The 24,454-nt window shown below is 63.6% G+C and carries 25 protein-coding genes; 2 read left to right on the forward strand and 23 right to left on the reverse strand.

From position 1 onward, the window contains the following. Nucleotides 1-88: 88 nt before the first annotated feature. The 22 genes from J5J06_12895 to J5J06_13000 form a co-directional block, all read right to left on the reverse strand. Entirely contained in the window at nt 89-628 is a 540-nt protein-coding gene (locus J5J06_12895) for a flagellar basal body-associated FliL family protein (protein ID MCO6437982.1), read from the reverse strand. After that, on the reverse strand, nt 618-1,382 hold the full coding sequence (locus tag J5J06_12900) for a flagellar motor protein MotB (protein MCO6437983.1): 765 nt from the start codon (nt 1,380-1,382) through the stop codon (nt 618-620). Before J5J06_12900 ends, J5J06_12895 begins: the two co-directional genes overlap by 11 nt. Before the next feature lie 8 nt (nt 1,383-1,390). After that, nucleotides 1,391-2,179: a MotA/TolQ/ExbB proton channel family protein gene (locus tag J5J06_12905; GenBank protein ID MCO6437984.1), complete on the reverse strand. Its 789-nt coding sequence runs from the start codon at nt 2,177-2,179 to the stop codon at nt 1,391-1,393. A 145-nt stretch (nt 2,180-2,324) separates the two neighbouring features. Beyond that, the gene (locus J5J06_12910; protein MCO6437985.1) at nt 2,325-2,522 is read right to left on the reverse strand and encodes a flagellar FlbD family protein; all 198 of its coding nucleotides are present in this window, start codon (nt 2,520-2,522) and stop codon (nt 2,325-2,327) included. 41 nt (nt 2,523-2,563) lie between these two features. After that, a complete protein-coding gene (locus J5J06_12915) occupies nt 2,564-4,258 on the reverse strand; it encodes a flagellar hook-basal body complex protein (GenBank protein MCO6437986.1) in 1,695 nt (564 codons plus the stop codon). Between the two features lie 77 nt (nt 4,259-4,335). Continuing rightward, nucleotides 4,336-4,950 carry a hypothetical protein gene (locus J5J06_12920; protein ID MCO6437987.1) on the reverse strand — a complete coding sequence of 205 codons (615 nt, stop codon included), beginning with the start codon at nt 4,948-4,950 and terminating at the stop codon, nt 4,336-4,338. Between the two features lie 74 nt (nt 4,951-5,024). Then, nucleotides 5,025-6,359 (reverse strand): flagellar hook-length control protein FliK, encoded by a 1,335-nt coding sequence (locus J5J06_12925; GenBank protein ID MCO6437988.1) that lies wholly within the window; start codon nt 6,357-6,359, stop codon nt 5,025-5,027. Beyond that, nucleotides 6,356-7,039, reverse strand: a complete 684-nt coding sequence (locus tag J5J06_12930) for a hypothetical protein (protein MCO6437989.1) — start codon at nt 7,037-7,039, stop codon at nt 6,356-6,358. The genes J5J06_12925 and J5J06_12930 overlap by 4 nt, the downstream gene beginning before the upstream one ends. Before the next feature lie 21 nt (nt 7,040-7,060). Continuing rightward, the gene (locus tag J5J06_12935; GenBank protein MCO6437990.1) at nt 7,061-7,534 is read right to left on the reverse strand and encodes a flagellar FliJ family protein; all 474 of its coding nucleotides are present in this window, start codon (nt 7,532-7,534) and stop codon (nt 7,061-7,063) included. A 12-nt stretch (nt 7,535-7,546) separates the two neighbouring features. Continuing rightward, nucleotides 7,547-9,001: a FliI/YscN family ATPase gene (locus tag J5J06_12940; GenBank protein MCO6437991.1), complete on the reverse strand. Its 1,455-nt coding sequence runs from the start codon at nt 8,999-9,001 to the stop codon at nt 7,547-7,549. Continuing rightward, on the reverse strand, nt 8,931-9,644 hold the full coding sequence (locus J5J06_12945) for a hypothetical protein (GenBank protein MCO6437992.1): 714 nt from the start codon (nt 9,642-9,644) through the stop codon (nt 8,931-8,933). Before J5J06_12945 ends, J5J06_12940 begins: the two co-directional genes overlap by 71 nt. A 33-nt stretch (nt 9,645-9,677) precedes the next feature. After that, entirely contained in the window at nt 9,678-10,727 is a 1,050-nt protein-coding gene (gene fliG, locus J5J06_12950) for a flagellar motor switch protein FliG (GenBank protein MCO6437993.1), read from the reverse strand. A 50-nt stretch (nt 10,728-10,777) separates the two neighbouring features. Continuing rightward, a complete protein-coding gene (locus J5J06_12955; protein MCO6437994.1) occupies nt 10,778-12,463 on the reverse strand; it encodes a hypothetical protein in 1,686 nt (561 codons plus the stop codon). Between the two features lie 58 nt (nt 12,464-12,521). Continuing rightward, nucleotides 12,522-12,842, reverse strand: coding sequence for a flagellar hook-basal body complex protein FliE (fliE, locus tag J5J06_12960; protein MCO6437995.1), 321 nt, complete (start codon nt 12,840-12,842; stop codon nt 12,522-12,524). 25 nt (nt 12,843-12,867) lie between these two features. Beyond that, nucleotides 12,868-13,284 carry a flagellar basal body rod protein FlgC gene (gene flgC, locus J5J06_12965; GenBank protein ID MCO6437996.1) on the reverse strand — a complete coding sequence of 139 codons (417 nt, stop codon included), beginning with the start codon at nt 13,282-13,284 and terminating at the stop codon, nt 12,868-12,870. A 59-nt stretch (nt 13,285-13,343) separates the two neighbouring features. Next, nucleotides 13,344-13,775, reverse strand: a complete 432-nt coding sequence (flgB, locus tag J5J06_12970) for a flagellar basal body rod protein FlgB (GenBank protein MCO6437997.1) — start codon at nt 13,773-13,775, stop codon at nt 13,344-13,346. Nucleotides 13,776-13,935: 160 nt separating this feature from the next. Next, on the reverse strand, nt 13,936-15,330 hold the full coding sequence (locus J5J06_12975) for a sigma-54-dependent Fis family transcriptional regulator (GenBank protein MCO6437998.1): 1,395 nt from the start codon (nt 15,328-15,330) through the stop codon (nt 13,936-13,938). A gap of 20 nt (nt 15,331-15,350) precedes the next feature. Then, a complete protein-coding gene (locus J5J06_12980; protein ID MCO6437999.1) occupies nt 15,351-16,193 on the reverse strand; it encodes an ATP-binding protein in 843 nt (280 codons plus the stop codon). Then, nucleotides 16,193-16,672, reverse strand: coding sequence for a hypothetical protein (locus J5J06_12985; protein ID MCO6438000.1), 480 nt, complete (start codon nt 16,670-16,672; stop codon nt 16,193-16,195). Before J5J06_12985 ends, J5J06_12980 begins: the two co-directional genes overlap by 1 nt. A gap of 16 nt (nt 16,673-16,688) precedes the next feature. Continuing rightward, entirely contained in the window at nt 16,689-19,064 is a 2,376-nt protein-coding gene (locus tag J5J06_12990) for a tetratricopeptide repeat protein (protein MCO6438001.1), read from the reverse strand. 405 nt (nt 19,065-19,469) lie between these two features. Beyond that, nucleotides 19,470-19,751 (reverse strand): hypothetical protein, encoded by a 282-nt coding sequence (locus J5J06_12995; protein ID MCO6438002.1) that lies wholly within the window; start codon nt 19,749-19,751, stop codon nt 19,470-19,472. A 265-nt stretch (nt 19,752-20,016) separates the two neighbouring features. Then, on the reverse strand, nt 20,017-20,832 hold the full coding sequence (locus J5J06_13000; GenBank protein MCO6438003.1) for an SAM-dependent chlorinase/fluorinase: 816 nt from the start codon (nt 20,830-20,832) through the stop codon (nt 20,017-20,019). A gap of 125 nt (nt 20,833-20,957) precedes the next feature. Here J5J06_13000 and J5J06_13005 point away from each other — a divergent pair, with 125 nt between their 5' ends. Next, nucleotides 20,958-21,635, forward strand: a complete 678-nt coding sequence (locus J5J06_13005) for a protein-L-isoaspartate(D-aspartate) O-methyltransferase (GenBank protein MCO6438004.1) — start codon at nt 20,958-20,960, stop codon at nt 21,633-21,635. A gap of 156 nt (nt 21,636-21,791) precedes the next feature. Next, nucleotides 21,792-22,805: a PD40 domain-containing protein gene (locus tag J5J06_13010; protein MCO6438005.1), complete on the forward strand. Its 1,014-nt coding sequence runs from the start codon at nt 21,792-21,794 to the stop codon at nt 22,803-22,805. 678 nt (nt 22,806-23,483) lie between these two features. Here J5J06_13010 and J5J06_13015 read toward each other — a convergent pair. Continuing rightward, nucleotides 23,484-24,416, reverse strand: a complete 933-nt coding sequence (locus tag J5J06_13015; protein MCO6438006.1) for a type II secretion system protein — start codon at nt 24,414-24,416, stop codon at nt 23,484-23,486. Between the last annotated feature and the right edge of the window lie 38 nt (nt 24,417-24,454).

Here is a 24,454-nt window from a genome sequence, read left to right on the forward strand (position 1 = left end):
CGGCGCGTCACCTCAAAAGTCCGGGGGCGCGGCCCGTCCGCGTCCACTCCCGCAGGTATTATCGGAGCATTGCCGCCGAGCCCGATAATCAAAGGCCGTTTCCGGATGGTGTGAAATCGGGCAGGAGGACCTGCTGCACCAGCTTGGGATCGTCCAGGATTCTGTCCAGTTCGAACTTAATCCTTCTCTTGATCGTGTCCAGATTGGGTTCGGCCAGATGCGCAAGATCTGCGCTTCGAAAAACGAAGTTGATGCGATCCTGGATCCTTCCTTTGTTGGCCTCGATCAGCTTCTTGGCGTCTTCCAGGCGGAGGGGGTCCACCAGGGCCACAACTTTCACCTGAAAGTAGACCAGCTTGCCCGAGGCCCCATTGCTGGTGCGGCACTCCGCAATTTCAATCTCGGAGAGTTTCCCAGTATCGGACGCCGCTTCGGCCTCGCTTGACCGGCCGGCCACCATCGCGCCCTGCGCACTCGTGGGGGCGGGGCTCAGCGAATTGGCAAAATAGAAAATCGCCACGCCTTCCACGGCCATCAATGCCAGAATGACACCGCCTTGGATCAGCTTGCCCTTCTTGCTCGTCTTCGGCGGCGCCGCAGATTCGGTCGACGTTGGTTCAGCGGCCATCGGAGGACTCCTGGTTCATGTCCTGCTCCTGGGTGGAGCCGGCAAAATCTTCCACAAGGTCTTCCGTGACCAGGATTTCCACGCGTCGGTTAAGTGCCCGGCGGCGCTCGGTGTACGCCTGGCGGACAAGGGGCTCTGAATCTCCCACCGCCACAAGGGCGAGGCGCTCCCTGCGGACGCCACTGCGTACAAGTTCATCGGCAACGGCACGGGCCCGGGCGTAGGACAGGTCGCTGGCGTCCTTGTACAGGGAGTCGGGCGGAAGCGGCTCGTTGGTGGCGTGCCCGCGGATGAGAATCTTGGTGTTGTACCCGCGAATTCGCTCGGCGGTCTGGGCAATCAAATCCCGGGCCTGGGGCTTCAGCGTGGCGCTGAAGCGATCGAAAGCGATCAGGCCTCCGACGACGACTTCGAGCCCGTCGCGCACGTTCGTGACACGGAAGTTCTTGCCCTTGATGCCGACCTCGTCCGTGTCCCCTTTGACCTCGGAGAGCTCGGGGACGTCGATCTCGAGAAGGCGGGCGATAATCGAGTTCTGAGGCGGCTGCTGGACGGGGATGGCTCCGACAGTGCCGACGTGCCCGCCGAACGCCCGGCGCAATGACTCCATGACTTCCAGGAAGCGCTCGTCCTTCTTGATCTCGCTCATGGAGACGAGAATGACGAAGAAGCACAACAGAAGTCCCATGACGTCGCTGTACGTCACCATCCACTCGGGGGCGCCGGCCGGTGTTTCCGGTTTCTTGCGAGCCACGGCAGTTCCTAGGCAGCTTCCGATTCCCGACCTGCTTCCTCACCCTTGAAGCGAGCCCGATGGGGAAGGAATGTCTTGAGCTTCTGTTCCACGATGCGCGGGTTATCGCCCGACTGGATGGCCATCACCCCCTTGATGACGATCATCTTGAGCAGCAGCTCTTCCCGGCTGCGAAGGGCAAGCTTATCGGCCATGGGAAGCGCCATCAGGTTGGCCAGCAAGGCCCCGTAGAAGGTGGTAAGGAGGGCGACGGCCATGGCCGGACCGATTGATTCGGGATCGGACATATTCTTGAGCATGATGACCAGGCCGATCAGCGTACCGATCATGCCGAATGCCGGAGCGTACTTGCCGAGGTTGTCGAAAAGGGCTTTCCCCTCGGCGTGGCGCTGCTCCACGGCCTCGAGGTCGTTCATCATGATGTTCTCGATCAGGTCGGGATCGGTGCCGTCCACGGCCATCTGAATGCCCGAGACGAGGAACGGATCGGTGATGGTCTGGGTCACGTTCTCCAGAGCCAGGATGCCGTCACGGCGGGCAACCTCGGCGTAGCGGACCATGTCGGAGATGAGCACGTGCGGATCCCGCGCCTTGGAGAAGAAGCAGGTCTTGACCACCTTGGCGACGCCGATGACGTTGCGGATCGGAAAGCTGATCAGCGCAGCGCTGGTGGCGCCGCCGAAGACGATGGCGATGGAGGGGGGGTCAACAAACGTATTGAGTCCGGTCTGGCTAAGAATAGCCCAGGTGATGAGCCCGCAACCCATGACCAGACCGATAATTGTCGCGATGTCCATGAAAAGTCCGCGCTGGGAGTAGAACCGTTGACTGCATACTCCAGAAGTCTATCGACCGGGTGATCGCCGCCGGTTGAAGCAGGCCGCGGGGTTTCCGAAGGAATCGATATTGCCCCCGCGCTGCGTTTACGTCCGATAAGAGCCCCTACGATACCACCTGCAAGCCACGAACCCGCCGCTGGTACTCGATGGTCCGATCGACGACTTCCTCGACCGATTCTCGAACGATCAGCGTATCCCCGTTGATCAGCGTCACGATCGTGTCCGGCGTCGCCTCGAGCATCTTGATCAGGTCGGCATTGAGCACGATCACGCGCTTGTCCAGCCGGGTCAGGGTTACCATGTCGATTCTCTCCAATGCCGTACGATTCGCCGGGCGCCGCGTCAGCGGACGATGAGCAACAGCTCCTGTAACAACTGATCGGCCACGCGCACCACGCGTCCGGCGGACGAGATTCCCGTGGAGGATTGAATCAGGCTGACGAACTCCCGGGCGATCTCGACATTGCTCTGCTCCAAGGCGCCGGCGCGGATCGAACCGGCCACGCCGGTTCGCGGCTCGATGACTTGGGGATCACCGGAGTTCACGCCCGGGACAAACAGGTTCTCGGCCAGCGCTACCAGGCCCTGCGGATTGATGAAGGTTGCCAGGGCCACCTGCCCGAGGACCTGCGTCTGCTGGTTGGAAAACGCCGCGGTGACCACACCGGACTCATCGATGGAGAACCCGGTCATGATACCGGCCGGGGCGCCGTCCTGATTGTCCATGATGAGTTGCGAATCGCCGTCGGCCGAAGCCAATCCGGTCAAGGCGGACAAGTCCAGGTCGAACGTCAGCGGCGTCGTCGCGCCGGTTCCCGCCCGATCGATGTCGAGTTGTGTCCCGGTCGAGGCGACGAACTGGCCGTTGGCGTCGAAGGTGATGGTCCCGGTTCCGAGGACTGGTGACAGATCGGTGTCATCAATGGACTCAGCGTAGAACCGCCAGACAGTGCCGGTGTCCGACTTCGACTCGAGCGTCGCGCGAAGACGAACATCGACGGGATTGCCTAGCGAATCAAAGACGCGGAAGCTGGTGGTCACGCCCTCGCCCACGGCGGGCTCGACGGTCGAGAACGAAAGCGGGGAAGGCACAACTCCCGTACGGTTCACGACCGAACCGGCGTCGAGCGCGACCGCGTTGATCTCGCCGAAGTTGGACTGGAGGACGAGGGACCCGGCGGGCCAGGTGGTTCCGTCGCCGACGGCCACCCCCGGCACGCCGCCGGTGGCGGGGTCGGTGTTGATCCCGAGCACGGTCTCCAGGTGCCCGGCCAGATCACCCACGGTGTTGCCGGTCGTGCCCACAACGAACGTCGATTCGGGAATTGCGAGGCCTCCCTTGCTCGCGTTGATGGCGAGTTCATCGCCCGAGGCGAACAGCGGCAGGCCGTTGTCATCGATCAGCTCGGTCAGTGCTGTGGTCGTCGTGGCGGCGCCGGACGCGGTCATCAGCGGTTGGGACGTTACGACGGCACCGGCCGTGGCGATGTTGGTCGTGCTGTTGAGTTGGCCGTTCATCTCCACGGCGGTGGTGGCAATCGCCGGCCCGGTCGAGCCGAGAGGAATCACGAGGTCGGACAAGCTCGACGGATTAATCTGTCCGGCGTCGTCGGCCGGAAAGACCTGGACGGCGTTACCCTCGGCAGACCGGAGCGTCTGCGTGTTGTCCAGCCGGAAGGCACCGTCACGGGTGTAGACGGGTGTGCCGTCGGGCCCGTTGAGGATGAACAAGCCCTCGCCTTCAATGGCCAGGTCGCTGGGAAATGCCGTGCTCTCGATGTTGCCCTGCCCGAAGTTACGCTGGATCGTCGCGATCGTAGCGCCGCGTCCGACCTGCTCCGGATTCTCGCCTCCGGAGGTGTCACTCGGCGCCTCGCCCTCGGAGAGCGTCTGGTAGAACAGTGTTTCGAACAGCGTCCGCTGACCCTTGAACGCCGTGGTGTTGAGATTGGCGAGGTTGTCGCCGACCACATCGACCGCAACACTGTTGCTCTGAATCCCGGTGAACCCGGTCAGCATGGCTCCGCTCAGTGACATATGCGTGACCCTTCTTTGCCTCGTTCCGTACACTCTATCGCGACATCATGCGGGGTCGGCGGTTGCCGGTCGAACCATCAGACCTCGCCGGCGGCCGTGACATTGATGATGTCGCGCAATCGGAGCGACTCTCCGGTGTCCAGTTCTAAAACCACGTCGCCGGTGTCGTCCTGACGGGCGGTGGTTACCAACCCTTCGACCGCTTCCGGCTTTGACGGATCGCGGAGATCGACACCCGTGACGATCTTTCCTATGAGGAGACGCGCCGCCTCCAGCGCCGAGACGACGGTGCCCACGCGCTCCAGCGGCATTTCCGTGCCGTCGGAGAGCCGGAGCAGCGCTTGACCCGAAGCATCAAAGCGAACGCCGGTCACCACGCCGCCGAAGGCCTGGCCCGATTCATCGGGCGTGCTCGTCACGTGCTGGCCGATGAGCGCCGCAGCCGAAGCGTAACGCTGCTGTCCGGTGAGCGACTTGAGCGAATCGGTAAGGCTCGTGGAGAGTTCAATATCGCGAATGGAGGAAATCTGCTGGAGCAACTCCTCGTTTCCGGTCGGTTCGAGGGGATCCTGGGTCGTCAGTTGGGTAATGAGCAGCTTGAGGAAGTCCTCGCTGCGGAGATCCTCAAATCCGCTGGCGCGGCTGGCGCTCGGCGTGCTCGTCGTCGTTTCTGATACCGCGGGGGTCTGCACGTTGGTCGCTCCTTTTACCGATCGGCGGGCGTCCGTTCACTCGCTGTCGCTGAGAACGTCTGCGTCGCGCCGTCCTAGATTCGAATATCGATCCGCCTCCATGCCGGGTTCGTCGGACTCGATCCCGTTTCCATAACCGAGCGGGAAACCTCCGCTCCCTTGCTTTCGTCACTGCTCCGCGCACCGCGCGGTCCCTCGCCTGACGATTCGCGTTGACGAACATCGCCGGAGTCGAATCCGCCCGCGGAAAAGTCCGCGGTCGCGGGGTTCGGGTTCACGTTCACATCGATTCGATCGACGGTCACGCCGGCATGCGCCAGGGCAAGCCGGAGCTGGTTGATGCGCTCATGCACGACGTTGCGCGCCTCGGGGGTTTCGGTGTGCACGTCGACCTGAAGGGCATCGCCTTCCAGCCGGACGTCGACGCGCATTCGGCCCAGTTCCGGCGGGTCGAGGTGCAACCGGGCGGAGGAGAATCGGTCGGCCGTGCGTAGACGAATCGAGCGGACAAGGTCATCGAAGGCGCCGGGACGCAGTGGCTCGCCAGATTCCTTCGACTGCGACGAGCTGCCGGGCCGGTCGCTCTCGCCGGTCGACTTCGACGCTGACGATTCGCGCGAGGTGCTCGACGAGCGGGCGTCTTGTGCTCCCGGACCGGGTGAAAAAGCTGTGGTCCGGCCCGTCTCACCTTCACCGCGACCGGCCAGGATCTGAGCGATTTGCCCGGCGGGCTGGGCCGGTCTTGTCAGCGAAGTCTGGGTGGTCGGAGAAGACGATGCCGACGGCGTGACACTCGTCGTCGATTCTGCCGCCGGTTGAGAGCCAACATGCGTCCCGGAGTTCGCTATTGGTGATGTCTGATTTGCGCGCCCACGGAGGCCGGGCGTATCCTGCCGCGGTCCCGGCACTACTCTCCCGGCATCGAGCCTCGGTGCGGGTTGAGAATCGGGCTGAACCGCATCCTGGGTAACTGCGGATCCTCGATCCGTTTTCTGAAAACCGACACCAAATGAGTCGAGCGCCGATGGCGTCGCTGCCGAGTCTGGGAGCCGAGATTCCGCCGAAGCCACGCTCGCCTTCCGTCGGGCGGTGACGCTGGCCTGTTCAAATCGTGCATCCGCCCGGCCGCTGAGTGCATCTGCGCGCGCATCGCTGGTGAGCGTTTCCAGCCGGCCCTGCCGGCCCTCTTTCGCGGGCGCCTCGAACATGCCCTTGGCGCCGCCGACTTCAACGGCCTGCGTGCTGGTCGGTGACACGCTCACGGCATTGAGCAACCCGGCAAAGGTATCGCCGTCGGCGGGGATCGGCACCTCGCGCTCGTCGCTGCCGCGCGGCTTCGTCCACGGAGACTTCGCCGGTGCGTCGAATGGCGCACCGCGATAGGTCAGCGCTGTTGCGGTGCCGCTCATGGACCGGACTCTCCCCCTGAGATTTCCGCTGACTTTTCCGGAGACACCTCGCGCATGCGCTGGAGAATGATCATCATGCGCTGCAGTTGTCCGGGCTCCGTCGCAGCCTGCACGATCTTCTGCGCTTTGCGCGTTTCCATCTCGACGAGCAGGCGCGCCGCTTCGTCGGGATCGCCCTGACCCAGAAGATGCAGAACAGCCGCCTTGGGCTTAAGCCCTTCGAGGATTTCGATCTGCTTGCGGAAGCCCTCCGTATCACGCTCCTGGGCAGCTTCGGCTTCGCGTTTTGCCGCCTCGGCCTGTTCCTTTTCAAACGCTTCCCGTTCAGCCTGGATTCGCAGGAGTATGCTGTTGTTCAGCGCCAGGCGCTGGCGGAGCTCCTCCTTGATGCGCTCCGCTTCACGTTGCATGATTTCGATCTTCTCCGCGTCCGCAGGGACGGCAGCCGCTTCGGTTTCCATCTCAGACGGCGCTGACGGTTCCCCAGGCGGTTGCGGCACATCGGGCCCCGCCACTTTCGCCCCGCGCATCACGGCCACGATGGCCTGGACCTTCTCCGGCGAAATTCCCCCGGCGAAGATCGCGTACGCCCCCAGCCCGCCGAAGACGAGCAGGTTCAGCAGCGCAAACAGCGCCACCGAATCATAAAGGCGTCGAAATAGCGAGGGCTGGCTGATCATGTGCGATTCCGCTTCGGTCGATTAGGACCGGCTCCGGGACTCCCATTGCACGCGGCGAAGTACAACGCTCGCGGCGGCTTCGTCGTCCACGGCCTGCTCTTCCCGTTGAACTTCTTCCCGGTGTCGCCTCCAGCGTCGCTCGCGGAGCTTCTCGATCACGCGGAGATTCTTTGTCGCCTCGGCCAGCAGTTCCCGCTGCCGCTGAAGTTCCGCGCGGCTCTGGACGACGCGCTCGCCGGCCAAGTGCAGTTGTTCATGCAGCCACGCGCGGTGGCGCTGTTCGGCTCGAAGGGCGGACAGATCGAGACTTTCGCCTTGCCGCTGCGTCGATGCGTGCATGAGCGAATCACGAAGGCTGCGGTTGAGGTCGTCAACGTAGTTCTCGGACGTCTGCACGGCGGCGATCGCCTCGGCGAGTGCGCGGCGCTGCTGATCCCGGGCGACTTGCCGCAGGCGCTGAACGACCTCCAGACGAAAGCGGAAACGTCCCGCCATGACAATGGTCCCTTAGGCGACGCGTGGTGCCACATGACCGCTCGCGCCACCGGCCGATTTCCTCATCGCCGAAAGCTGCGTCCGCGCAGCCTGGATCTGAGCCGCCAGTTCCTTGAGTCGCGATCCCGTCGAATCGAATTCCGCCCGCTCTCTCATGTCCTGACGCAAAAACATGTCGATGGCGGGTTTAAGTTTCACAGCCACATCGAATTCCACGCTTGTTCCCGGCGCGTAGGCGCCGACATTGACCAGGTCCTCGATATCCCGCCACACCGCGAGCACGCGTCGTACCTCGCGGGACGCGGCAACCTGCTCTTCATCCACGACGTCAACCATGACACGACTGATGCTGTCGAGCACGGCGATCGCGGGGAAGTGGCCACGGTTGGCCAGATCGCGGGCCAGCCAGACGTGCCCGTCGAGGATGCCACGAATGGCGTCGGAGATCGGCTCGTTGATGTCATCGCCTTCGACGAGCACGGTGTAGAGTCCGGTGATGCTGCCGGTGCGGGTCCGTCCGCTGCGTTCGAAAAGCCGCGGCAGCATTGCGAAAACGCTGGGTGGGTAGCCGCGCGTTGTGGGGGGCTCGCCGGCGGAAAGCCCAATCTGACGCTGGGCCATGGCCATGCGCGTCGTTGAATCCATCATGAGCAGCACGTTCCGGCCCAGATCGCGAAAATACTCCGCCACGGCGGTGGCCACAAAGCCCGCGCGCACGCGCAGCACGGGTGATTCATCCGACGTGCTGATCACCATCACGCAGCGTTTCAGCCCTTCATCGCCCAGTTCCTTGCGGAGGAAGTCTCCAACTTCGCGTCCGCGCTCCCCGACCAGGGCCACGACGGTGACATCGGCGGCCGTGAAACGAGCGATCATGCCCATCAGCACGCTTTTGCCCACGCCGGTTCCGGCGAATATGCCCAGGCGCTGGCCGCCGCCGACGGTGTGCATGGCGTCAATCGCGCGAACGCCCGTGGGCAGGGCCGCGCGGATAGGCGATCGCTCCAGGGCGGGCGGTGCGTCGCGATAGACCGGATAATGCGCCTCGACCGTGAAGCCCGTATTTCCGCCGATCGGTCTGCCCAGTCCGTCGAGAATGGCCCCCAGCATCTGCCGACCCACAGGGACATGCTGACGCTGCGGCAGCGTTTCTACCCGGTCGCCCGGGCGAGCGCCGAGCGGCTCCTGGAGTGTCATCAGTATGGCACCCTCACCCCGGAAGCCCACGACCTGTGCTTCCAGCGGGCCGTCGGTGGCGCGATCCACGCGGCAGAGGGAGCCCACCGGCGCGGGGAGCCCGTCGGCCACGAGGGTCAGGCCTGTAACTTCCGCCACACGACCGGCGATGCGCGGCCAACTGCCCTGCCGCAGGAGATCGCGCTGCTGGGCGAACAGTTCAATCACGGCGGGCCTCCTCGCCGACGAGCAGCGAAACGAGGTCCGCGATCTGCGTTTCCAGCGTGGCATCGACCGAAGTCGCTCCCGCCTCCACGCGGCACCCACCGGGCGAAATGCCTTCTTCCTTCACGATCGCGATATGACGGGCCGTCTTTCCGGCTTCAGCGAGTTGCGAAGCAAACGTCTCTAGCGTTTGGTGATCTTGCGGATTGGCGAAAACGGTGATGTCCGTACGCGTGGAGACCGTGTCGAGCGCCCGTCGGAGGTTCGCGCCCGCCGATTCGGAGTGGAGGCTTCCGATCCGGAATGTCAGTTGCCGCGCGACGTCCACGGCAAACGAGAGCACGTCCCGCTCTGCGGCGATGAGCAGATCCTCCTTCATGGATTCCAGTGATTCGATGGCCTGCGCCAGGGCGGCGGCCAGTCGGCCGTGCTGCTCGGTGAACTGTTGGGTGGCCTTTTCGAACGCCTCCCGACGGCCGGTATCGGTTCCTTCGGCATGCCCGGTTTGGTAACCGGCTTCGTGACCTTCCCGCCGGGCTTGATCCAGCATCGCCCGGGCTTCCTCGCGGGCCGTAGCAGTGATTTGCGCCGCCTGGCGATGGGCGTGTTCGATCACGCTGTTGGCTTCGGCAAGATGGTCGGACAAATCGACGGCTGCGAGCCGCCGCTTGACCGGTCCGACCTCTCCTGCCTTGATCACCGTACCCATCGATACAACCTTTCGATCCGGACGAGCCGGCGGCTAGACGATCATTTCCTTCTCGCCGCCGCGACCGGATATGATGATCTCGCCGGTGTCCTCCAGCCGGCGAACCACATCGACGATCTTCTGCTGCGCCGACTCGACATCGCTGACCCGCACCGGTCCCATGTATTCCATGTCTTCCTTGATAAGCTGCACGGCCCGCTCGGACATGTTGCGGAAAATCTTGTCCGCCAGCTCCGGACTCGCGGTCTTCAGCGCCAGGGCGAGTTCCTCGTTCTCGATCTCCTTCAGCACCATCTGGATGCCCTTGTCGTTGACCAGCATGATGTCCTCGAAGACGAACATCAGGCGACGGATCTGCTCGACAAGATCGGGGTCCTGGGCTTCGAGTGATTCGAGTATGCCCTTTTCCGTGCCGCGATCGGCCAGGTTGAGCATCTCCGCCACCGACTCCACGCCACCGACCTTCTGGTACGATTGCGAGACCAAGCCGGAAAGTCGCATCTCCAGACCCTGCTCCACCTCCTTGATGACCTCGGGGTTCGTGTTGTCCATGTGAGCGATACGCGTAACCACCTCCACCTGCTTGGCGTTCGGGAGGCTCGCCAGGATCTCTGCGGATTTGTTGGGCGGCAGGTGCGAGAGAATCAGCGAGATGGTCTGCGGGTGCTCGTCCTGGATGAACGTCGCGAGGTTTTCGGTATCCGTCTTGGCCAGGAAGGAGAACGGCTGTTTGTGGACCTGCTGTTCGATCACGCGCAGGATGCGGCGGGCCTGCTCGGGATTGAGCACCTTCTCCAGGAGTGTCCGGGCATATGACACGCCGCCCTGCTTGAGGTACTGACTGGCCAGCGCGAGGTTGTAATACTCTTCGACGATGTGGCCGCGCATGTCCATCGTTACCCGGTCGAGATGGGCGATTTCGCGGGTGATCTCCTCGATCGTGTCCTGATCGAAATGCCGAAGCAGTCCCGCGGCCGTCTCCCGGTCCATCGAGAGCAGGAAGATGGCGACCTTGGTCAGCCCCTTCAACTGATCGAGCTCCGAGGACGCTCTTCCCTTTGTATTGACCGCTTCAGCCGGCACGATTACCCCCACTCATGAACATGGACGTTCTGCCCGGTGTGCTTCCCGGGCTATCGATCGTCGTCTTCGATCCAGCGGCGCAGCAGCTCCGCCGCTGCGCGTGGATCGTCCTTGACCAGTTTGGTGACCTCCTCGTTGAGTTCCTGGTAGCGGAGCGTGCCCTCATCCACCTCGTGTCCGGTGAGCATGCTCTCCGATCGCTGGGCCTGCCCCACGGTCCCGGGCCCGACCGCCAAAAAGGGCTCTTCACCCTCGCCGACGCTCGCCTCCTGGAAGTCAACCATGCTCTGTGCGGTCAGCTCCGCCGACCGCCGCGCCAATCGCGTGAGCATGAACAGGCTCATCATGGCCAGAGCGCCCAACCCCAGGGGAGGACCGTAACCCTTGAGCAATCCCAGCAGATCCAACGAATCCGCCGATGCCGCACCACCGGTCCCGCCGGCGCCCACCAGCGCCCACCCTCCGGTCTCGGCGCTCCACGTCATGTCCGGAAAGAGGTCGACCTGCACATCTTCCGGACTCGTGGTCTGAATGATCCGCTCCACGGCCGCACGAACCCGTGCCACCTGTTTGTCACGAGCGTTCACAAACGCCGGATCATCGTCGGCGATGTCGTCCGAGCCCTGCCCTCTGGCGGCGAGGCCCGCGATGAAACTGCGCGGAATGCCCACGGCCGCGGTCACGCGCTTCCGCGACAGGGGGATGTCCTCGACGGTCTGTGCTTCCACAAGCTGCGGCGGATAGAAATCGGTCGTACTGTCTTCCGTGGTGCTCGATTGTCCGCGCCCGCCCGAGGTAACCGCCAGGCCGACGTTGCTCTGCACGCCCGGCTCGGACGCCTGGCTGCCTGACGATGACTCCGATGACTTGGTCGTTTCGGACTTCGGCTGGGGTTTGTCGTGCTTGTATACCTCGGTCTTGCGCCGGGCGGCATCGAGCTCGACAGCAACCTGCACACGTACGCCGGGGATGTAGGACAACTGGTTCTCGATTTTGGAGCGCAGGTGCTCCTCGTTGCGCTTGACGTTGTCGAGGTAATCCAGGCTCAGGATGTCGTCGGGATGCGGCAGGCTGTACGACCGTCCGCTGCGGGAATCGCGCACCGTCACGGCGTAAGGCTTGAGCCCCGCGACCGCCCCGCTAACCAGCTTGGCGAACCCCTCCACCATGTCCATGCTCATCTCGCGACCGGGCGAGAGGGTCACGTCGACGGACGCCGTGGGAGCATCGGCCGGCATCCCCAGCCGGCGCCGGCTCTGCGGATTGATGATCACCGACGCCTTTTGCACGAACGGCGTGGTGCCGATGATCTTGGCCAGCTCGTTGCCTCGGGCATAGTTATAGGCGAAGTCGCGCTGCTCGGGAGAAAGAAACGGGTTCTGATCGCTCACGGCCGCAGCCATATCGAAGAGGCTGCCATCGGGCAGCGCCCCGGCGGAGTGGATCAAGCGAAGCGCGTTGTGCCGATCGGCCGAACGCACGAAAAGTCGCGTTCCCGATGAATGGAACTTGATGCCGTTAGCCCGAAGTGCTTCCTCGGCCGCACTCATCTCGTCGTAGTTGAACTCGGTGTTGACCAAGGGCACCATCTCCGGCGTCGTGGACCACTGCAGCAACCAGAGCAGGGAGCCGGCGATCAGCGCCGCGCACAGGCCGATCGCCACGCGCTGCGAGACGTTGAGCACGCGCAACTGCTCGGTGATGTGCTGGAAAAGTTGTCGCAGTCGTTCGATCACGGCGCGCTGCCATTACCTCGATGATTCACTCGCCCGCACTTCCTCATTCCACATTCGCTTAGACGCGCATCTGCTTGATTTCCTCATACGCATCGCTGAGCTTGTTGCGTACCTCCATGAGCAGGTCGAACGCGACGCCCGCCTTGTTCACGGCCGCAAGCACTTCGGCAACATTGTCCGTCTGCCCGGTGACGAGTTTCTGCACACCCTCGTCGGCCTGCTGTTGCAGGGAGTCCACCTTGTTGAGGCTGTCGATCAGGATCGACTGGAAGTCCGCTCCCTGCGGAGGCGCATTCACCGGACCCTGCGGGCGCGGCGGCGGCGCGGGTCGTGCTCCCGCCAGGCCTTGGATCGCTGCATTTTGAACCGGGTCGGCCATGTGATGGTTTCCTTCATGTCGACCTTCAGGCGATGAGGCGCAGGGCCGCCGTGGTCATCGCCTTGGTCGCTTCGATTACCGAGACATTCGCTTCGTAGGCCCGCGTTACCATCAACGCGTTTACCATCTCCGTATGCTCGTCGACATTCGTGCTCCGCACGTATCCCTTCTGCGGTCCGCTCCGAACCGCCAGCGGACTGTCGGGATCCCATCGCAGCCCAAACGGCGCCGGGTCCTCGACGATGGCAGCCACATGAACGCCGGGTTTCGTCGGGTCGCCCGCCTGACCGGCCGCGAAGAGCGGCACGCGCCGGCGATAGGGTACGTACTCGCCCGACTCGAAGCGCACCGTGTCCTTCATGGAGATGTTGCCCGCGATGACGTCCAAGTGCGTCCGCTGGGCCACCAGCGCCGAGGTGCTGACATCGAGCGATCCGAACATCCCTGTTCAACCTCCCAAGCAAGCGTGCATCCGGCTCCGCCGGATCGCGACGCCGTCTTCTATAACGTTCCCCGTATGGCCTTGCGCAGGCCGTCGAAGCGCTGGCCCAGCATGGTCGCGGCGAACTCGTAGGTCATGCTGGTCTCCGCCAGTGCAGCCATTTCCTTCTCGATGGAAACGTTGGTCCCGTCGTGGAACAGAATATTTTCCACGGGAACTTCCTCAGGCCGCGTTTCCAACAAGCCTGCTGCGCTCGTCCGCACCTGCTCACCGTCCAGGCACAGGGGGCGGGTTTCGTCCCCGCCGCGATCGGCCAGTGCCTCGGCCAGCGTCGCTTGGAACGATCGCGGGTCGAGCTGCCTGGCGCGAAATCCGGGGGTGTTCGCATTGGCAACATTGTCCGCGATCACGCGAAGTCGTGCCTCGCTGAAGGCCATTGTGGCCGTGAGCGCTGCCATCGGACTGCTGTTGCCCAAGGCGTCGATCAGCATCTCGTTTCCTCGAAGGCGGCTCCGCGACACTCGTCGAAGCGTTGCTGCATGGGCAGCGCCCGTGCCACCCCGCTCAACCCGCCGTGACGACGCTGTCCGCCACGATTCTCCGTTGTTGGCGCAGCGCAGTTCCTGCGCCGGCGCAGTTCCTGCGCCCAATTCAGACGCCGACTTCCACCGCCTCCTGGGTCCGCTGATGCTGCTCGGACTCCTCCCGCCATTGTTTCAGCTTCATGCCCAGCGTTCGGACCCCCATGCCCAGGGCCTTGGCCGACTTGGCACGATGCCCGTTGAACTGCGCCAGGGTTCGTTCGATGAGCTGCCGTTCCATGTCCTCGAGCATGCGACCCTCGCGCAGCGTCCCGAGCCCTGGCGCCGTGCGCACGCCGCCGCCCAGCCAGCCTTCGACGAGGTCGGGCGTGATCGTCCCGTTGGGGGCAAGCGTTACCGCGCGGTGGCAGAGGTTTTCCAGTTCGCGCACGTTGCCCGGCCAGGAGTACTGGCGCAGGATTCGGAGCGTGGCGTCCGCAACGCGCGGCGCGTGAACGCCGTTCTGGCGGACGGCTTGCGCGATGAAATGCTCCGCAAGCTCCGGTATGTCCTCGATTCGATCCCGCAGCGGCGGAACCTGAACAGGCAGGACATTGAGCCGGTAATACAGGTCCTCGCGGAATCGTCTCTTCTCGATCCACTCCCGAAGATCCCGGTTGCTCGTCGCGATGATGCGCACGTTGGCCTGCCGCGTGGTGCTGCTGCCAACACGCTCGAACTGACCCTCCTGGAGCACGCGAAGCAGCTTGGCCTGGAGAGGGGTGGCCAGCTCCGAGATTTCGTCGAGCAGCAGCGTCCCGCCGTCGGCCAGCTCGAACCTACCCTTCCGGGTGCGGTCGGCGCCGGTGAACGATCCGCGCTCGTGGCCGAAGATCTCGCTCTCCAGCAGGTTGGACGACAGTGCCGCGCAGTTGACACAGAGCATGGGGCGATCCGCCCGGGGCGAGCGGCGGTGGATATAGGAGGCGACGAGCTCCTTGCCCGTGCCCGACTCGCCCGTGATGAGCACCGTGCCCTGCCCGGCGGCTACGCGATCGAGCTGGGCGCGCAGACGCTGCATCGTGGCGGACGAGCCGATCAACTCTCGACTCGGACACCAGTCCTGCACGGAGACGCGCCAGGCTTCGTTTTCACGGCGAAGTCGGGCGTGTTCCAGAGCGCGTTCCACCAGCGCTACAAGGGCATCAGCCTCGAACGGCTTCTGGATATAGTCGTAGGCGCCGATGCGCATGGCCTCGACCGCGGTGCCTACGGTGGCGTAGGCCGTCATCATGATGACGGGCACGTCGCAGCCCGAGGCGCGAAGCTCACGAACCAGGGCCAGCCCGTCCATGCCCGGCATCTTCAGGTCCGTCAGCACGAGCTCGAAGCGCGACTGGCGGATGGCCTCCAGCGCCGCCGCCGGGTCGGCAAAGGTCGTAACCTGATGGTCCTCGCGTGTCAGCGTCGCCGCCACGCTCTCCCGCAGAATCTCCTTGTCGTCCACCACGCAGATTGTCGCCATACCGCGTCGTCTCCTGTCATCTAAGACTGATTGCACGCCTTTGCCCGTGGCAGCAGCAGGATGAATCGCGCCCCGCCATCCGGACGGTGCGTCGCCGAAATCGAACCGCCGTTCTGCTCGGCAATTCGATGAACGATGGCCAGGCCGAGACCCGTGCCGTTGTCCTTCGTCGTAAAGAACGGATCGAACACGCGTTGGAGGTGTTCCGGGGAAATTCCCGGTCCGTTGTCCTCCACCACGATCGCCGCGCGGTGCGGATCACGCTTGTTCTCGCCGGCGCGGACCCACACGCGGCCGCTGCGTCCGGCGGCATCAATGGCGTTGTTGATGAGATTGACCAGTGCCCTTTCCACCTGGGCCGGGTCACAGAACAACTCCATTCCAGTCAGGCGAAGGTCGACTTCGACGTTAACCTTGCCCTCCACCGCCCGAACGGCGCACTGCGTCAGTGCCGCGTCCACGACACCCGCCAGCCGGCAGGTCTGTCGATTCGGTTCCGCCCCCCGCGCGAACGCGAGAATGTCCTCAACGATTGCCTCCGTACCACGCACGGCCGAGAGGATCTGCCGGGCCACGGACTGCTCCCGGGGACGATCGCGAAGGTCGCCTTCAAGCAGCGAGGCGTAGAGCCCGATCCCGCCAAGCGGATTTCGAATCTCGTGGGCGACGCCGGCAGCCATTTCACCCAGCGCCGCCAGGCGCTCGCGGCGGGCAAGCTCGCGGTTCTTCTCGTGCAGCTCCTCACGCAGTCGGGCCACCTCGCGCGTGAGCAGCTCGTGCGAATGCTTGAGCCGCTCGGTGACGTCGTTGTACGTCTCGAGGATCCGGGCCAGATCTGCCGGTGCCGTAATCGTCGTGGTCATTACTGCGCCTCATCCAGTCGGCCGGCCGCGGTCGCACCGGTCGCAGATCGGTAAACCGAAATCGCCTCGCCCGTGGCACGTGCCGCGGAAAGCGCCGTGGCTGTCACCCTTCGCCGGACGGAAAGCACATGCGTGTCGCGCTCGTCCTGTTCCAGCACGCGGGAGAGCCTCGCGGCGGACGAAGCGACCAGCCGATCCGCTTCGCCGCGCTGCTCGCCCTCGAGACCTTCTCGAAAGCGAGACCAGACGCGCCGCACAGCCGCGAGCGATTCGTGCACCGCGGAGAGCTCTCCGACAACCCGCTTGCGTTGCACAAGGACATCCAGCAGCGGGGTCGTGTCATCCTCACTGACGAGGTTTCTCTGGCGAAGCGACAGCGCTTCCAGACGCTCGAACAGATCGTCCTGCCTGCGAAGCAAACTCATAACGCGATCGATCGCGGCGCGACGTTCGACAACCCCGTGGCGCTTGCCGTTCATGGGCAACTCCTGTACATCAGAACAGTCCCGAATCACCAAGCCAGGTAAAGTAGTTTTTCCAGTCCGCGCGCGTCTCCGGCGAGATGCTGGACGTGAACGCCTCCTCCGGCATCGTCTCGGTCAGCACCATGGCCCGCGCCAAGGCCGCCCGCGCCTCGCCGCGATGCCCCAGAAACACATGACAGTTGATGATCTGCACGTAGGCGGCGAGGGCACTGACCCGGTCCGCGTACAGACCGGCGGCGTCCTCATACAGCTTCAGTGCCTTCGGATAGTCCCGGGTTTCGAAGTGACAATCGGCTTCATAGAGATAGGCATGGCGAAGGTACAGCGCCTCGAGCGGCGACAGCGAGCTTGCCGAGCGGACTTCGTACTCGTCGATCAGCTCCCGGTAGAGTTGCCTCGCCCGCTCGTAACGGCGGGCCGCCTCCTCGCGCAGCCGATCGCGCTCGCTTGGCACGGCGGCCTGATCCATCTCGGAGCGAAGTGATCCCGCGCTGCGACGGTAGGAATCCGCCAGCAAGTACCGCGCCCGCCATACGCGCGGATCGTCGGGGTAGCGCTCGATGGCCTCCGTCAAATAGGCAATCGCCTGCTCGTTGTCCTTCTTCCGGTTGAGGACGTCGCCCAGCAGAAAGAGCGCCTCGGCAAAGGCCGGCGCTTCGGGCGTAAACACCTCGGAGTCTTCGAGCACGACGTGCAGTGTCTTCTCGGCAAGATCTTCGTTGCCCGGCCCCATGGAGATGTAGCAAGCCGCCATGGGCACCAATGCGCGGGCGCCGTCCAGCGTTCGTGGGAAGCGGCGGTAGCATTCCTGGAACGCCGCGACGGCGTCTTCGAAGCGGCCCTCGAGCTGATAGAGCTGACCCACGCGAAGCAGGGCACGGGGAACGAAGGGGTTGGTCGGACGCTCGCGGGCGAACGCGGCAAACTGCTCGGCCGCTTCCGTCAGGCGACCCGCCCGCGCCAGGAGCTCCGCCGCCTGCCAGCTTGCCCAGGCCGACCGCTCCTCGTTGTACGTGCTCAGGCGAGCGATTTCCCCGTAGGTTTCCGATGCCCGCTCGAAGAGCCGGCGGCTTTCCGCGTGGCGTGACACCGGCGGGGCGTCGGCCGCGTCATAAAGCCGGTCCACCGAACCTTCGAGCTCTTCGGCACTCAGAACCTGCAATTGCGCGAGCGGCTCCAATACCGCGACCGCCTGCTGGACTTCGTCGCGGTCAACGAGCTTGGCAGCCAGCTCCGCATATCCCAATGCCGCTGCGAATTGCCCCGACTGACGCTTGGACTCCGCCATCACCGACAGCGAGGTCCGCACGACGTCCCGATTGATCAGCCTCCGTTCCCGCAGGCGATCCAGGTCTTCCAGCGCGACCTGGTAGGTCGAGATGGCATCGTCGTCGCGTTGCAGCATCGCGAGCGCTTCGGCCGCGCCCAAACGGCTTGCCGCCGCGTACACGCTGCCGGGATGCGTGTGAATCACGTCTTCGAAGAAAGAAAGCGCTTCTTGCGGCCGTTGCGGACCCCCGTCGCTGAGCACCACGCGGCCCAGCAACCAGCCGGTCATGGGATAGGCCTCGTCCAGGCGGTCCATGTCGTTGCGGAGCGTCCGCAGCAGCCGCTCCACCTCGTCGTAGTGCCCCGACTTGTAGAGGAGCAGGGCTTCAAGAAATGCCATCCGGGGCTCCAGGTCGGTGCCCGCGAACAGGGGTCGCTCGGCCACCAGCCGCGTGGAGGCCTCTTTCAGGCGGTCCAGATCATCGAGCACCTCGATCTGTCGCTCGAGAGCCCAAAGGCGCTCCTCCAGTCGATGCTCGGGAACCTCGGCAAGATAGCGGTCGAGCTCGTCGAGTTGGGCTTCGGGGTCGATGTTCAGCCGATCCCGGCGTAGCAGAAACACGTGACGCCGCAATTCCCAAGGCTCGGACAGATCCTGTTTCAGCGCCGCGTCATAGTACTCGACCGCCCTGGCCGGCTTACCCCGCATCTCCGCGGCGTACCCGCGAAGCTCGAGATCGGGTCCGGTCAGCGGCTCCCTATCCGCCACGGCCTCCGCAAAGTGCTCCTCGATGCGCTCCCATGTAGCCTGAGAGGAATCCCCCGCCTCCTTGGCGTACCCGGCCTCGGCTCGCGCCAAGATTCGGTAGATGGGTCCAAGATCGGCGCCGCGCTCGCGATGCTTTGCCAGCAGCGCCCCGGCCAGCTGAATGACCCGGTTATGCAGTCCACCCTCTTCGAGCGTCTCGAGGTAGACAATGGCCCGGTCGAGCGGCAACGACCGCGGATCGGGGCGAAGCCGCCATGCGGCGACGCCCAGCAGGCCAAGCGAGGCGAGCAGGAGCGGCACCTGCCATCGACCCCGGGCGCGATTCTTGAGCTGTGACCAATCCGACATGACGCCCATCCTGAGCCTGGCGGCACCCCGTCCCTGATGCTCGTTCTCCGAGCATCCCTGCGCGGCTCCGCTCTCGCATCCTCCTGATGCGTTGCACAGAATGTCGGCAGAAATTGCCGCCGATCTTGACCGCAAGCGGCAGGAGTCGGCTCCCATCGCGGCCGATCTGAAGCGCGCCTCCGCGACGCCGCGGCACCCGCGTCTCCCCTTATCACTCCCCTGCCCCCCGTATCAGCACTGCCGCGCCGGTTCGTTGGTGGACAAGTGCTGCGCCGTTTCGCGACGGATGGTGCGGAGAGCCCAAGGCCGGCGCGAAAAAAAACCGGCGGACGAATCCGAAGATTCGCCGCCGGAATTTACATTTCGCGGAATCAACTCCGGCACATCTCGCGCCGGATATCGTTCTTAGAAGTTCACCGCGATGTCCAGATTGCAGGCGATCATGCGCGCCTTCGTCACCGGGATGTACGGGCTGTCGCTGAGCTTCGTGACGAAGAGCTGATCCTTGCCAATGACGTTGATCAGCGGCGAGCGACCGGCCGCAACGCCGTCCTCGGGGACCCGCAGCAGGTGACCGGACCAGTTGCACACGTAGCAACCCGGGTCGTTGATGGCGTCAAACGGAATCGTCGTGCCACAGGTCGTCGTCGTGTTGTTGCTCTGAGGGAACTGCGTCGCGTTGTTCATTCGTGTCTCTCCTTGGAAACAGATTTCCGACTAAAACCCGGTCAATCACCGACAACGGCGCCAGTTGCCATGTGAAGGGGAACCTCCCCGGACCGACCTAACCAAGTGATCGGTGAGTCCGGGGCTGTGGTTTAATCTGGACCAAATCTTCAATGTCACGGGAAAGAAACGGCGATTCCCGATCCCGAGAGGCGTGATCCTACGGAACGATCGCCCGCGAGATTCCGTTAACCGCGCCGTCCGAGAACCCGCCCGACCGATGGGCTCAGGACACTTCGACCACGACGTCTGCCAAATCGGTGAATAACGCGTCCGCCCGACCGCAATTCACCGCGATCTCCATCAGATCGGCGCTGCCCACAAGGGCCAGCAACGCGCCGGGCGCTACTTCGCCGAATGTGCTTCGGAGGGGGCCGATGTTCCGCCCTCCGCAGCGTACCTGAAGCGCATGCCCCGGTCGGCCCAGCGATTCCAGTTGCTCACGATGCACGTTGCTCACGAGCGTCCCGAAGTGATCAACGTAAAGAACCTGCCCGTGAATGCTCTTTCCGGTCACGTCCGCCCGGCAGGAGATCGGAAGGACCTCGATGCGATCCGTGGCACGTCCGAAATTGTGCAGGGGCGTGCCGTTGGCCAGATGCGCCGCAACGGGCGCCATGATATCCCGGCCATGGAAGGTCATCGAAAGCTGAGTCTGAAAGTAATTTCGGTTCTCGATGACCAACATGTCCTCCGCCCGAAACTCGCGGTGAATGAAGGTCAGCAGCCCGTTATCCGGGGCGATCACGAATTGCCCGCCGTAGCGTCCAAGGAGAATGCGCCGCGACGTACCCACGCCCGGATCGACGACGGCCACGTGGATCGTGCCCGCCGGAAACCAGCGCATCGCCTGCCACAGTACAAAGCCTCCGTGGGTCACGTTCTGCGGGGCGATGCTGTGACAGATATCCGTCACCCGCGCTGCGGGAGCGATGCTCGCAATGACGCCCTTCATCGCCGCGACGTAATGATCGTGCAGGCCGAAATCGGTTGTCAGCGTGATATGAGGATCGCCGGGGCCCTGAGGGTCGCGATGGATCATCGGCATCGTCCGTGTCACCTGGGGATGATGTGCATACAATTCAGCCTTGGGCGATAATCGGCCGAATCAGCGACAATCCGGCCGCTTACCGCGGATGCGCGTGTTCTCAACTCGCCGATGTAACCATGTTTGACCCTGCCGACAATAGTACCCGGTCAACCCGCGATGACATGATCGAGTACCACATTCGTGCCCGTGGCATTAAGGATGCCCGCGTGCTTCGTGCTCTGCGGCAGATCCCACGCGAACGCTTCGTCACGCCGCAGGCACAGGCGAACGCCTACGACGACCAGCCTCTTCCGATCGGCTTTGGGCAGACCATCAGCCAGCCGTTCATCGTCGCGTACATGACGGAGAAGCTCGCCGTCGAGCCGAGCCATCGCGTACTCGAAATCGGTACCGGGTCGGGCTTCCAGACCGCCCTGCTCGCCCTGCTCGCCGCACGGGTGTACACCGTGGAGCGCGTCGCCGAACTCAGCCGCCAGGCTCGGCATGTGCTCCATGAACTGGCGCTGGAAAACGTCTCGTTTCGGGTCGGGGACGGCACGGCCGGCTGGCCTGAAGAGGCCCCGTACAATCGCATTCTCGTCACTGCCGGCGCACCGGCCGTGCCCCTCGCTCTTCGAGATCAGCTTGCCGATCAGGGGCGACTCATCATCCCCGTCGGTGGCACCACCGAGCAGCGCCTCATTCTCGGCGAACGCCGCGGCGAGCACTTTGTTGAGACGCCGCTGCTGCCCTGCCGCTTTGTCCAGCTTCTGGGCTCCCAGGGTTGGCCGGAAGGCGAGACTCCGACATCTTGAGAGAATCGCGAGTTCATTCTACCTTCGTGGCTCAGACGGCTTGTCGATTGTAACGGGCCCATCGGCCTCTTGTCGCAAGGCCCCTCTTTAGGAATCACACCCATGACACGAAACCCGATTCTTCTCGCAACGATCCTGCTGCTCGCGTCACCTGCCATGTCGCGCGGCGAAGAGCCCACGCGCGGCGCGCCGGCTTCTCCGTCGCGGCGGACGCTGCCTCCCGAGGGAGACGAATCCAAGTACCTTGCCAACATTACGCAGCTTACCTCAAACGACATGGGCTTGTTCAATGCCGGCGAGGCGTATTTCTCACCGGACGGCCGTACGGTGATTTTCCAGGCCACACCCATCGGCAAGCAGGAATACCAGATCTACACGCTCGATCTCAAATCCAACGAGCTGCGGATGGTGAGCACGGGCAAGGGCGCCTGCACGTGCTCGTTCTTCCGACCGGACGGCAAGAAGATCATCTTCGCCTCCAGCCACCTCGATCCCCACGTGGACGAGCCCAAGCCGGCGGAAAGCGCCGGCCGCTACAAGTGGGCGTTCAATGAGCACATGGACATCTTCGAAGCCGACCCGGACGGCTCCAACCTTCGACGCCTCAACGACGCGCCCGGTTATGACGCCGAGGGTGCCTACGCTCCGGACGGAAAATCCATCGTCTTCACATCGCAACGCGATGGCGACCTCGAGATTTACGTCATGGATGCCGACGGCAAGAATCCCCGCCGCATCACGCACGGCAAGGGCTACGACGGCGGCCCCTTCTTCTCTCCCGACGGAAAGCAGATCATCTATCGTGGCGACCGCCGCGGCGATGAGAACCTCCAGCTCCGCATTGTGAACGCCGACGGCACCGACGATCGCGCCATCACCGACAACGATGTCTTCAACTGGTGTCCGTACTGGTACCCCAACGGCAGGGCGATCATCTTCACCCAGGCCGATCATGCCGCTTATCGCCGGGGGGAGCGCCCCAATTACGATCTTTACCTGACCACGCCCAAGGGTGACCGTTTCGTTCGGGTGACGTTTTCTCCCGATTTTGACGGCCTGCCCGTCTTCAGTCCGGACGGGAAGAAACTGATGTGGACATCCAAGCGAGGCGGGCTTGAAGAGCCTCAGGTGTTCATCGCGGACTTCACGCTCCCCGAGGACTTGCGTTAGGCGTCGGCGGAAAACGCGCGGCCCATTCGAAACGCATCATTCGGGGAGGATTCCGAAACCGGAACTCGCAGGCGAGCGGTGTGGCACTGCCCACGTGCGGTGCTTTTTCAGAATCGAATTGAAGCAATACACCCCATCACGGCGTTGACCTGTCTTTCCCAGAACGTCCGGGGAAATTGCGCAAAGGGTCAAGCTCCTGCCGATGCAGAATCGCACCGCAGCGGGGACAACGAAGGCCGTCTTCCGCGAAGACCCACTCCCCTTTTCCCCCGACTCCCGATTCGAGGCGAAGCTCGGAAACATGGGCACGCCCGTCGGGCCCCTTCGTAAACCGGACCGCAACCTCGAAGGGGCCGTGCTTGTCGCATTCAAACGTTTCCACAGGATATGCCGGTCGACCGCAACGCGGGCAGGCTCGCGGCTCGGACTGGCCGCTTTCATAAAAATAGTGCCCGCCTTCACACTTCCAGCGTAGTTGGACATCGCGCAAGGTACGCTGCGGCGCCACCGTGGGACGATCCTGGCGCCAGACGCGCCACGCTGCAAACAGGAGGATCGCCGCAAGCGATGCGACAAGCAGACTGATCGTCGCAGTGCGGTAAACGGATTGCTGAGCTACGATGCGGACTGTCCGACGCCGCCCTTCCCTGGACCGGCGACGTTCAGACGAGGTAGGGGTCATCTCTTAAGACGTTCAACGCGGAGCGGTCCGGTCCACCAGAACAGACGGTCCTTCGCAAAAGAGTAGTGGAATAGACGGTTCTGAACCGGCAGGCCGCAAAGCGTACAACCACCGGCGAGGCAGTCTTCATAACGGAATCGAAGCTCCCGCTGCATGACTTCATCGGTGCGGACGGACCGAACACCGCCACCGAGCGTCAGGATGTTGATCCCGCGCCAGTGCCTCGTGGTCAGCCAGGGCTCCTGCATCCGCTGCGCGAACATGTCGAACCCATCGTCCCAGGAAAGCTGCCCGGCGTTCCTCGAAGGCCCCCCTGAGAAAGGTTTGCCATCCGGCTTGGGAGGAGCTTGCCCCGCAAAGGTGTCAGGCCCCATGTCCGCCACCATGATCGTATCCAGCGGATGCGAGGGATGGTTGCGATCGAGGTCGGCAAGCTGGCCGCCGGCGGCCGTCATCATGAAACTGTTGATCCCGTAGCTCGGATAGTCGGCAACATTCGGGTCGCGCATGAAATTGGGCGACTGAATGATGCGTAGACGATACGGATCCTCCGGACAGGTCAGTGCGACGGGATCCTGCATGTAGTTCGGGAAGAGCTTCAGGAACCAGACATTCGGCGACTGCTCCACATCACCGGAGGAACGCGCGTTGGAAAGCGGAGACGGCGGCGGCGTTTTCACATCGGCCGGCAGCCAGCCGTCATTCTCCAACCGGTATACTTGAAGGCTCTGGTAGATGCTGCGAAGGTTGTGCTTGCAGACCGTGTCGGAAGCCATCTTCATCGTGCGATGCAACGATGGAAGAAGCATGGTGATCAGGATGCCGATGATGGCGATCACCACCAGCGTCTCGATCAGGGTGGTTGCTTCTCTACGGAAGTACCTTCCGTTTGCAACCCCAGCACAGGCTGATCGCGAAAGAGGTGTCATGGCACGACGTCCAGCATACACCGATTCCGACAGAAACG

This window comes from Phycisphaerae bacterium, from assembly GCA_024102815.1.
Lineage (GTDB): Bacteria > Planctomycetota > Phycisphaerae > UBA1845 > UBA1845 > JAGFJJ01.

Bases quoted from the DNA above. Each gene is read 5' to 3' on its own strand.
- flgC (MCO6437996.1), bottom strand. From the start codon at position 13,284: ATGTTCGGATCGCTCGATGTCAGCACCTCGGCGCTGGTGGCCCAGCGG.
- J5J06_12905 (MCO6437984.1), bottom strand. From the start codon at position 2,179: ATGGACATCGCGACAATTATCGGTCTGGTCATGGGTTGCGGGCTCATC.
- J5J06_12980 (MCO6437999.1), bottom strand. From the start codon at position 16,193: ATGACCACGACGATTACGGCACCGGCAGATCTGGCCCGGATCCTCGAG.
- J5J06_12990 (MCO6438001.1), bottom strand. From the start codon at position 19,064: ATGTCGGATTGGTCACAGCTCAAGAATCGCGCCCGGGGTCGATGGCAG.
- J5J06_12915 (MCO6437986.1), bottom strand. From the start codon at position 4,258: ATGTCACTGAGCGGAGCCATGCTGACCGGGTTCACCGGGATTCAGAGC.
- fliE (MCO6437995.1), bottom strand. From the start codon at position 12,842: ATGGCCGACCCGGTTCAAAATGCAGCGATCCAAGGCCTGGCGGGAGCA.
- J5J06_13000 (MCO6438003.1), bottom strand. From the start codon at position 20,832: ATGATCCATCGCGACCCTCAGGGCCCCGGCGATCCTCATATCACGCTG.
- J5J06_13005 (MCO6438004.1), top strand. From the start codon at position 20,958: ATGTTTGACCCTGCCGACAATAGTACCCGGTCAACCCGCGATGACATG.
- J5J06_12975 (MCO6437998.1), bottom strand. From the start codon at position 15,330: ATGGCGACAATCTGCGTGGTGGACGACAAGGAGATTCTGCGGGAGAGC.
- J5J06_13010 (MCO6438005.1), top strand. From the start codon at position 21,792: ATGTCGCGCGGCGAAGAGCCCACGCGCGGCGCGCCGGCTTCTCCGTCG.
- J5J06_12940 (MCO6437991.1), bottom strand. From the start codon at position 9,001: ATGCCACGCTGGAAACGCAGATCGCGGACCTCGTTTCGCTGCTCGTCG.
- J5J06_12930 (MCO6437989.1), bottom strand. From the start codon at position 7,039: ATGATCAGCCAGCCCTCGCTATTTCGACGCCTTTATGATTCGGTGGCG.
- J5J06_12995 (MCO6438002.1), bottom strand. From the start codon at position 19,751: ATGAACAACGCGACGCAGTTCCCTCAGAGCAACAACACGACGACGACC.
- J5J06_12895 (MCO6437982.1), bottom strand. From the start codon at position 628: ATGGCCGCTGAACCAACGTCGACCGAATCTGCGGCGCCGCCGAAGACG.
- J5J06_12935 (MCO6437990.1), bottom strand. From the start codon at position 7,534: ATGGCGGGACGTTTCCGCTTTCGTCTGGAGGTCGTTCAGCGCCTGCGG.
- J5J06_12945 (MCO6437992.1), bottom strand. From the start codon at position 9,644: ATGGGTACGGTGATCAAGGCAGGAGAGGTCGGACCGGTCAAGCGGCGG.
- flgB (MCO6437997.1), bottom strand. From the start codon at position 13,775: ATGCTGATCGACGCCTTGGGCAACAGCAGTCCGATGGCAGCGCTCACG.
- J5J06_12925 (MCO6437988.1), bottom strand. From the start codon at position 6,359: ATGAGCGGCACCGCAACAGCGCTGACCTATCGCGGTGCGCCATTCGAC.
- J5J06_12910 (MCO6437985.1), bottom strand. From the start codon at position 2,522: ATGGTAACCCTGACCCGGCTGGACAAGCGCGTGATCGTGCTCAATGCC.
- J5J06_12985 (MCO6438000.1), bottom strand. From the start codon at position 16,672: ATGAACGGCAAGCGCCACGGGGTTGTCGAACGTCGCGCCGCGATCGAT.
- J5J06_13015 (MCO6438006.1), bottom strand. From the start codon at position 24,416: ATGACACCTCTTTCGCGATCAGCCTGTGCTGGGGTTGCAAACGGAAGG.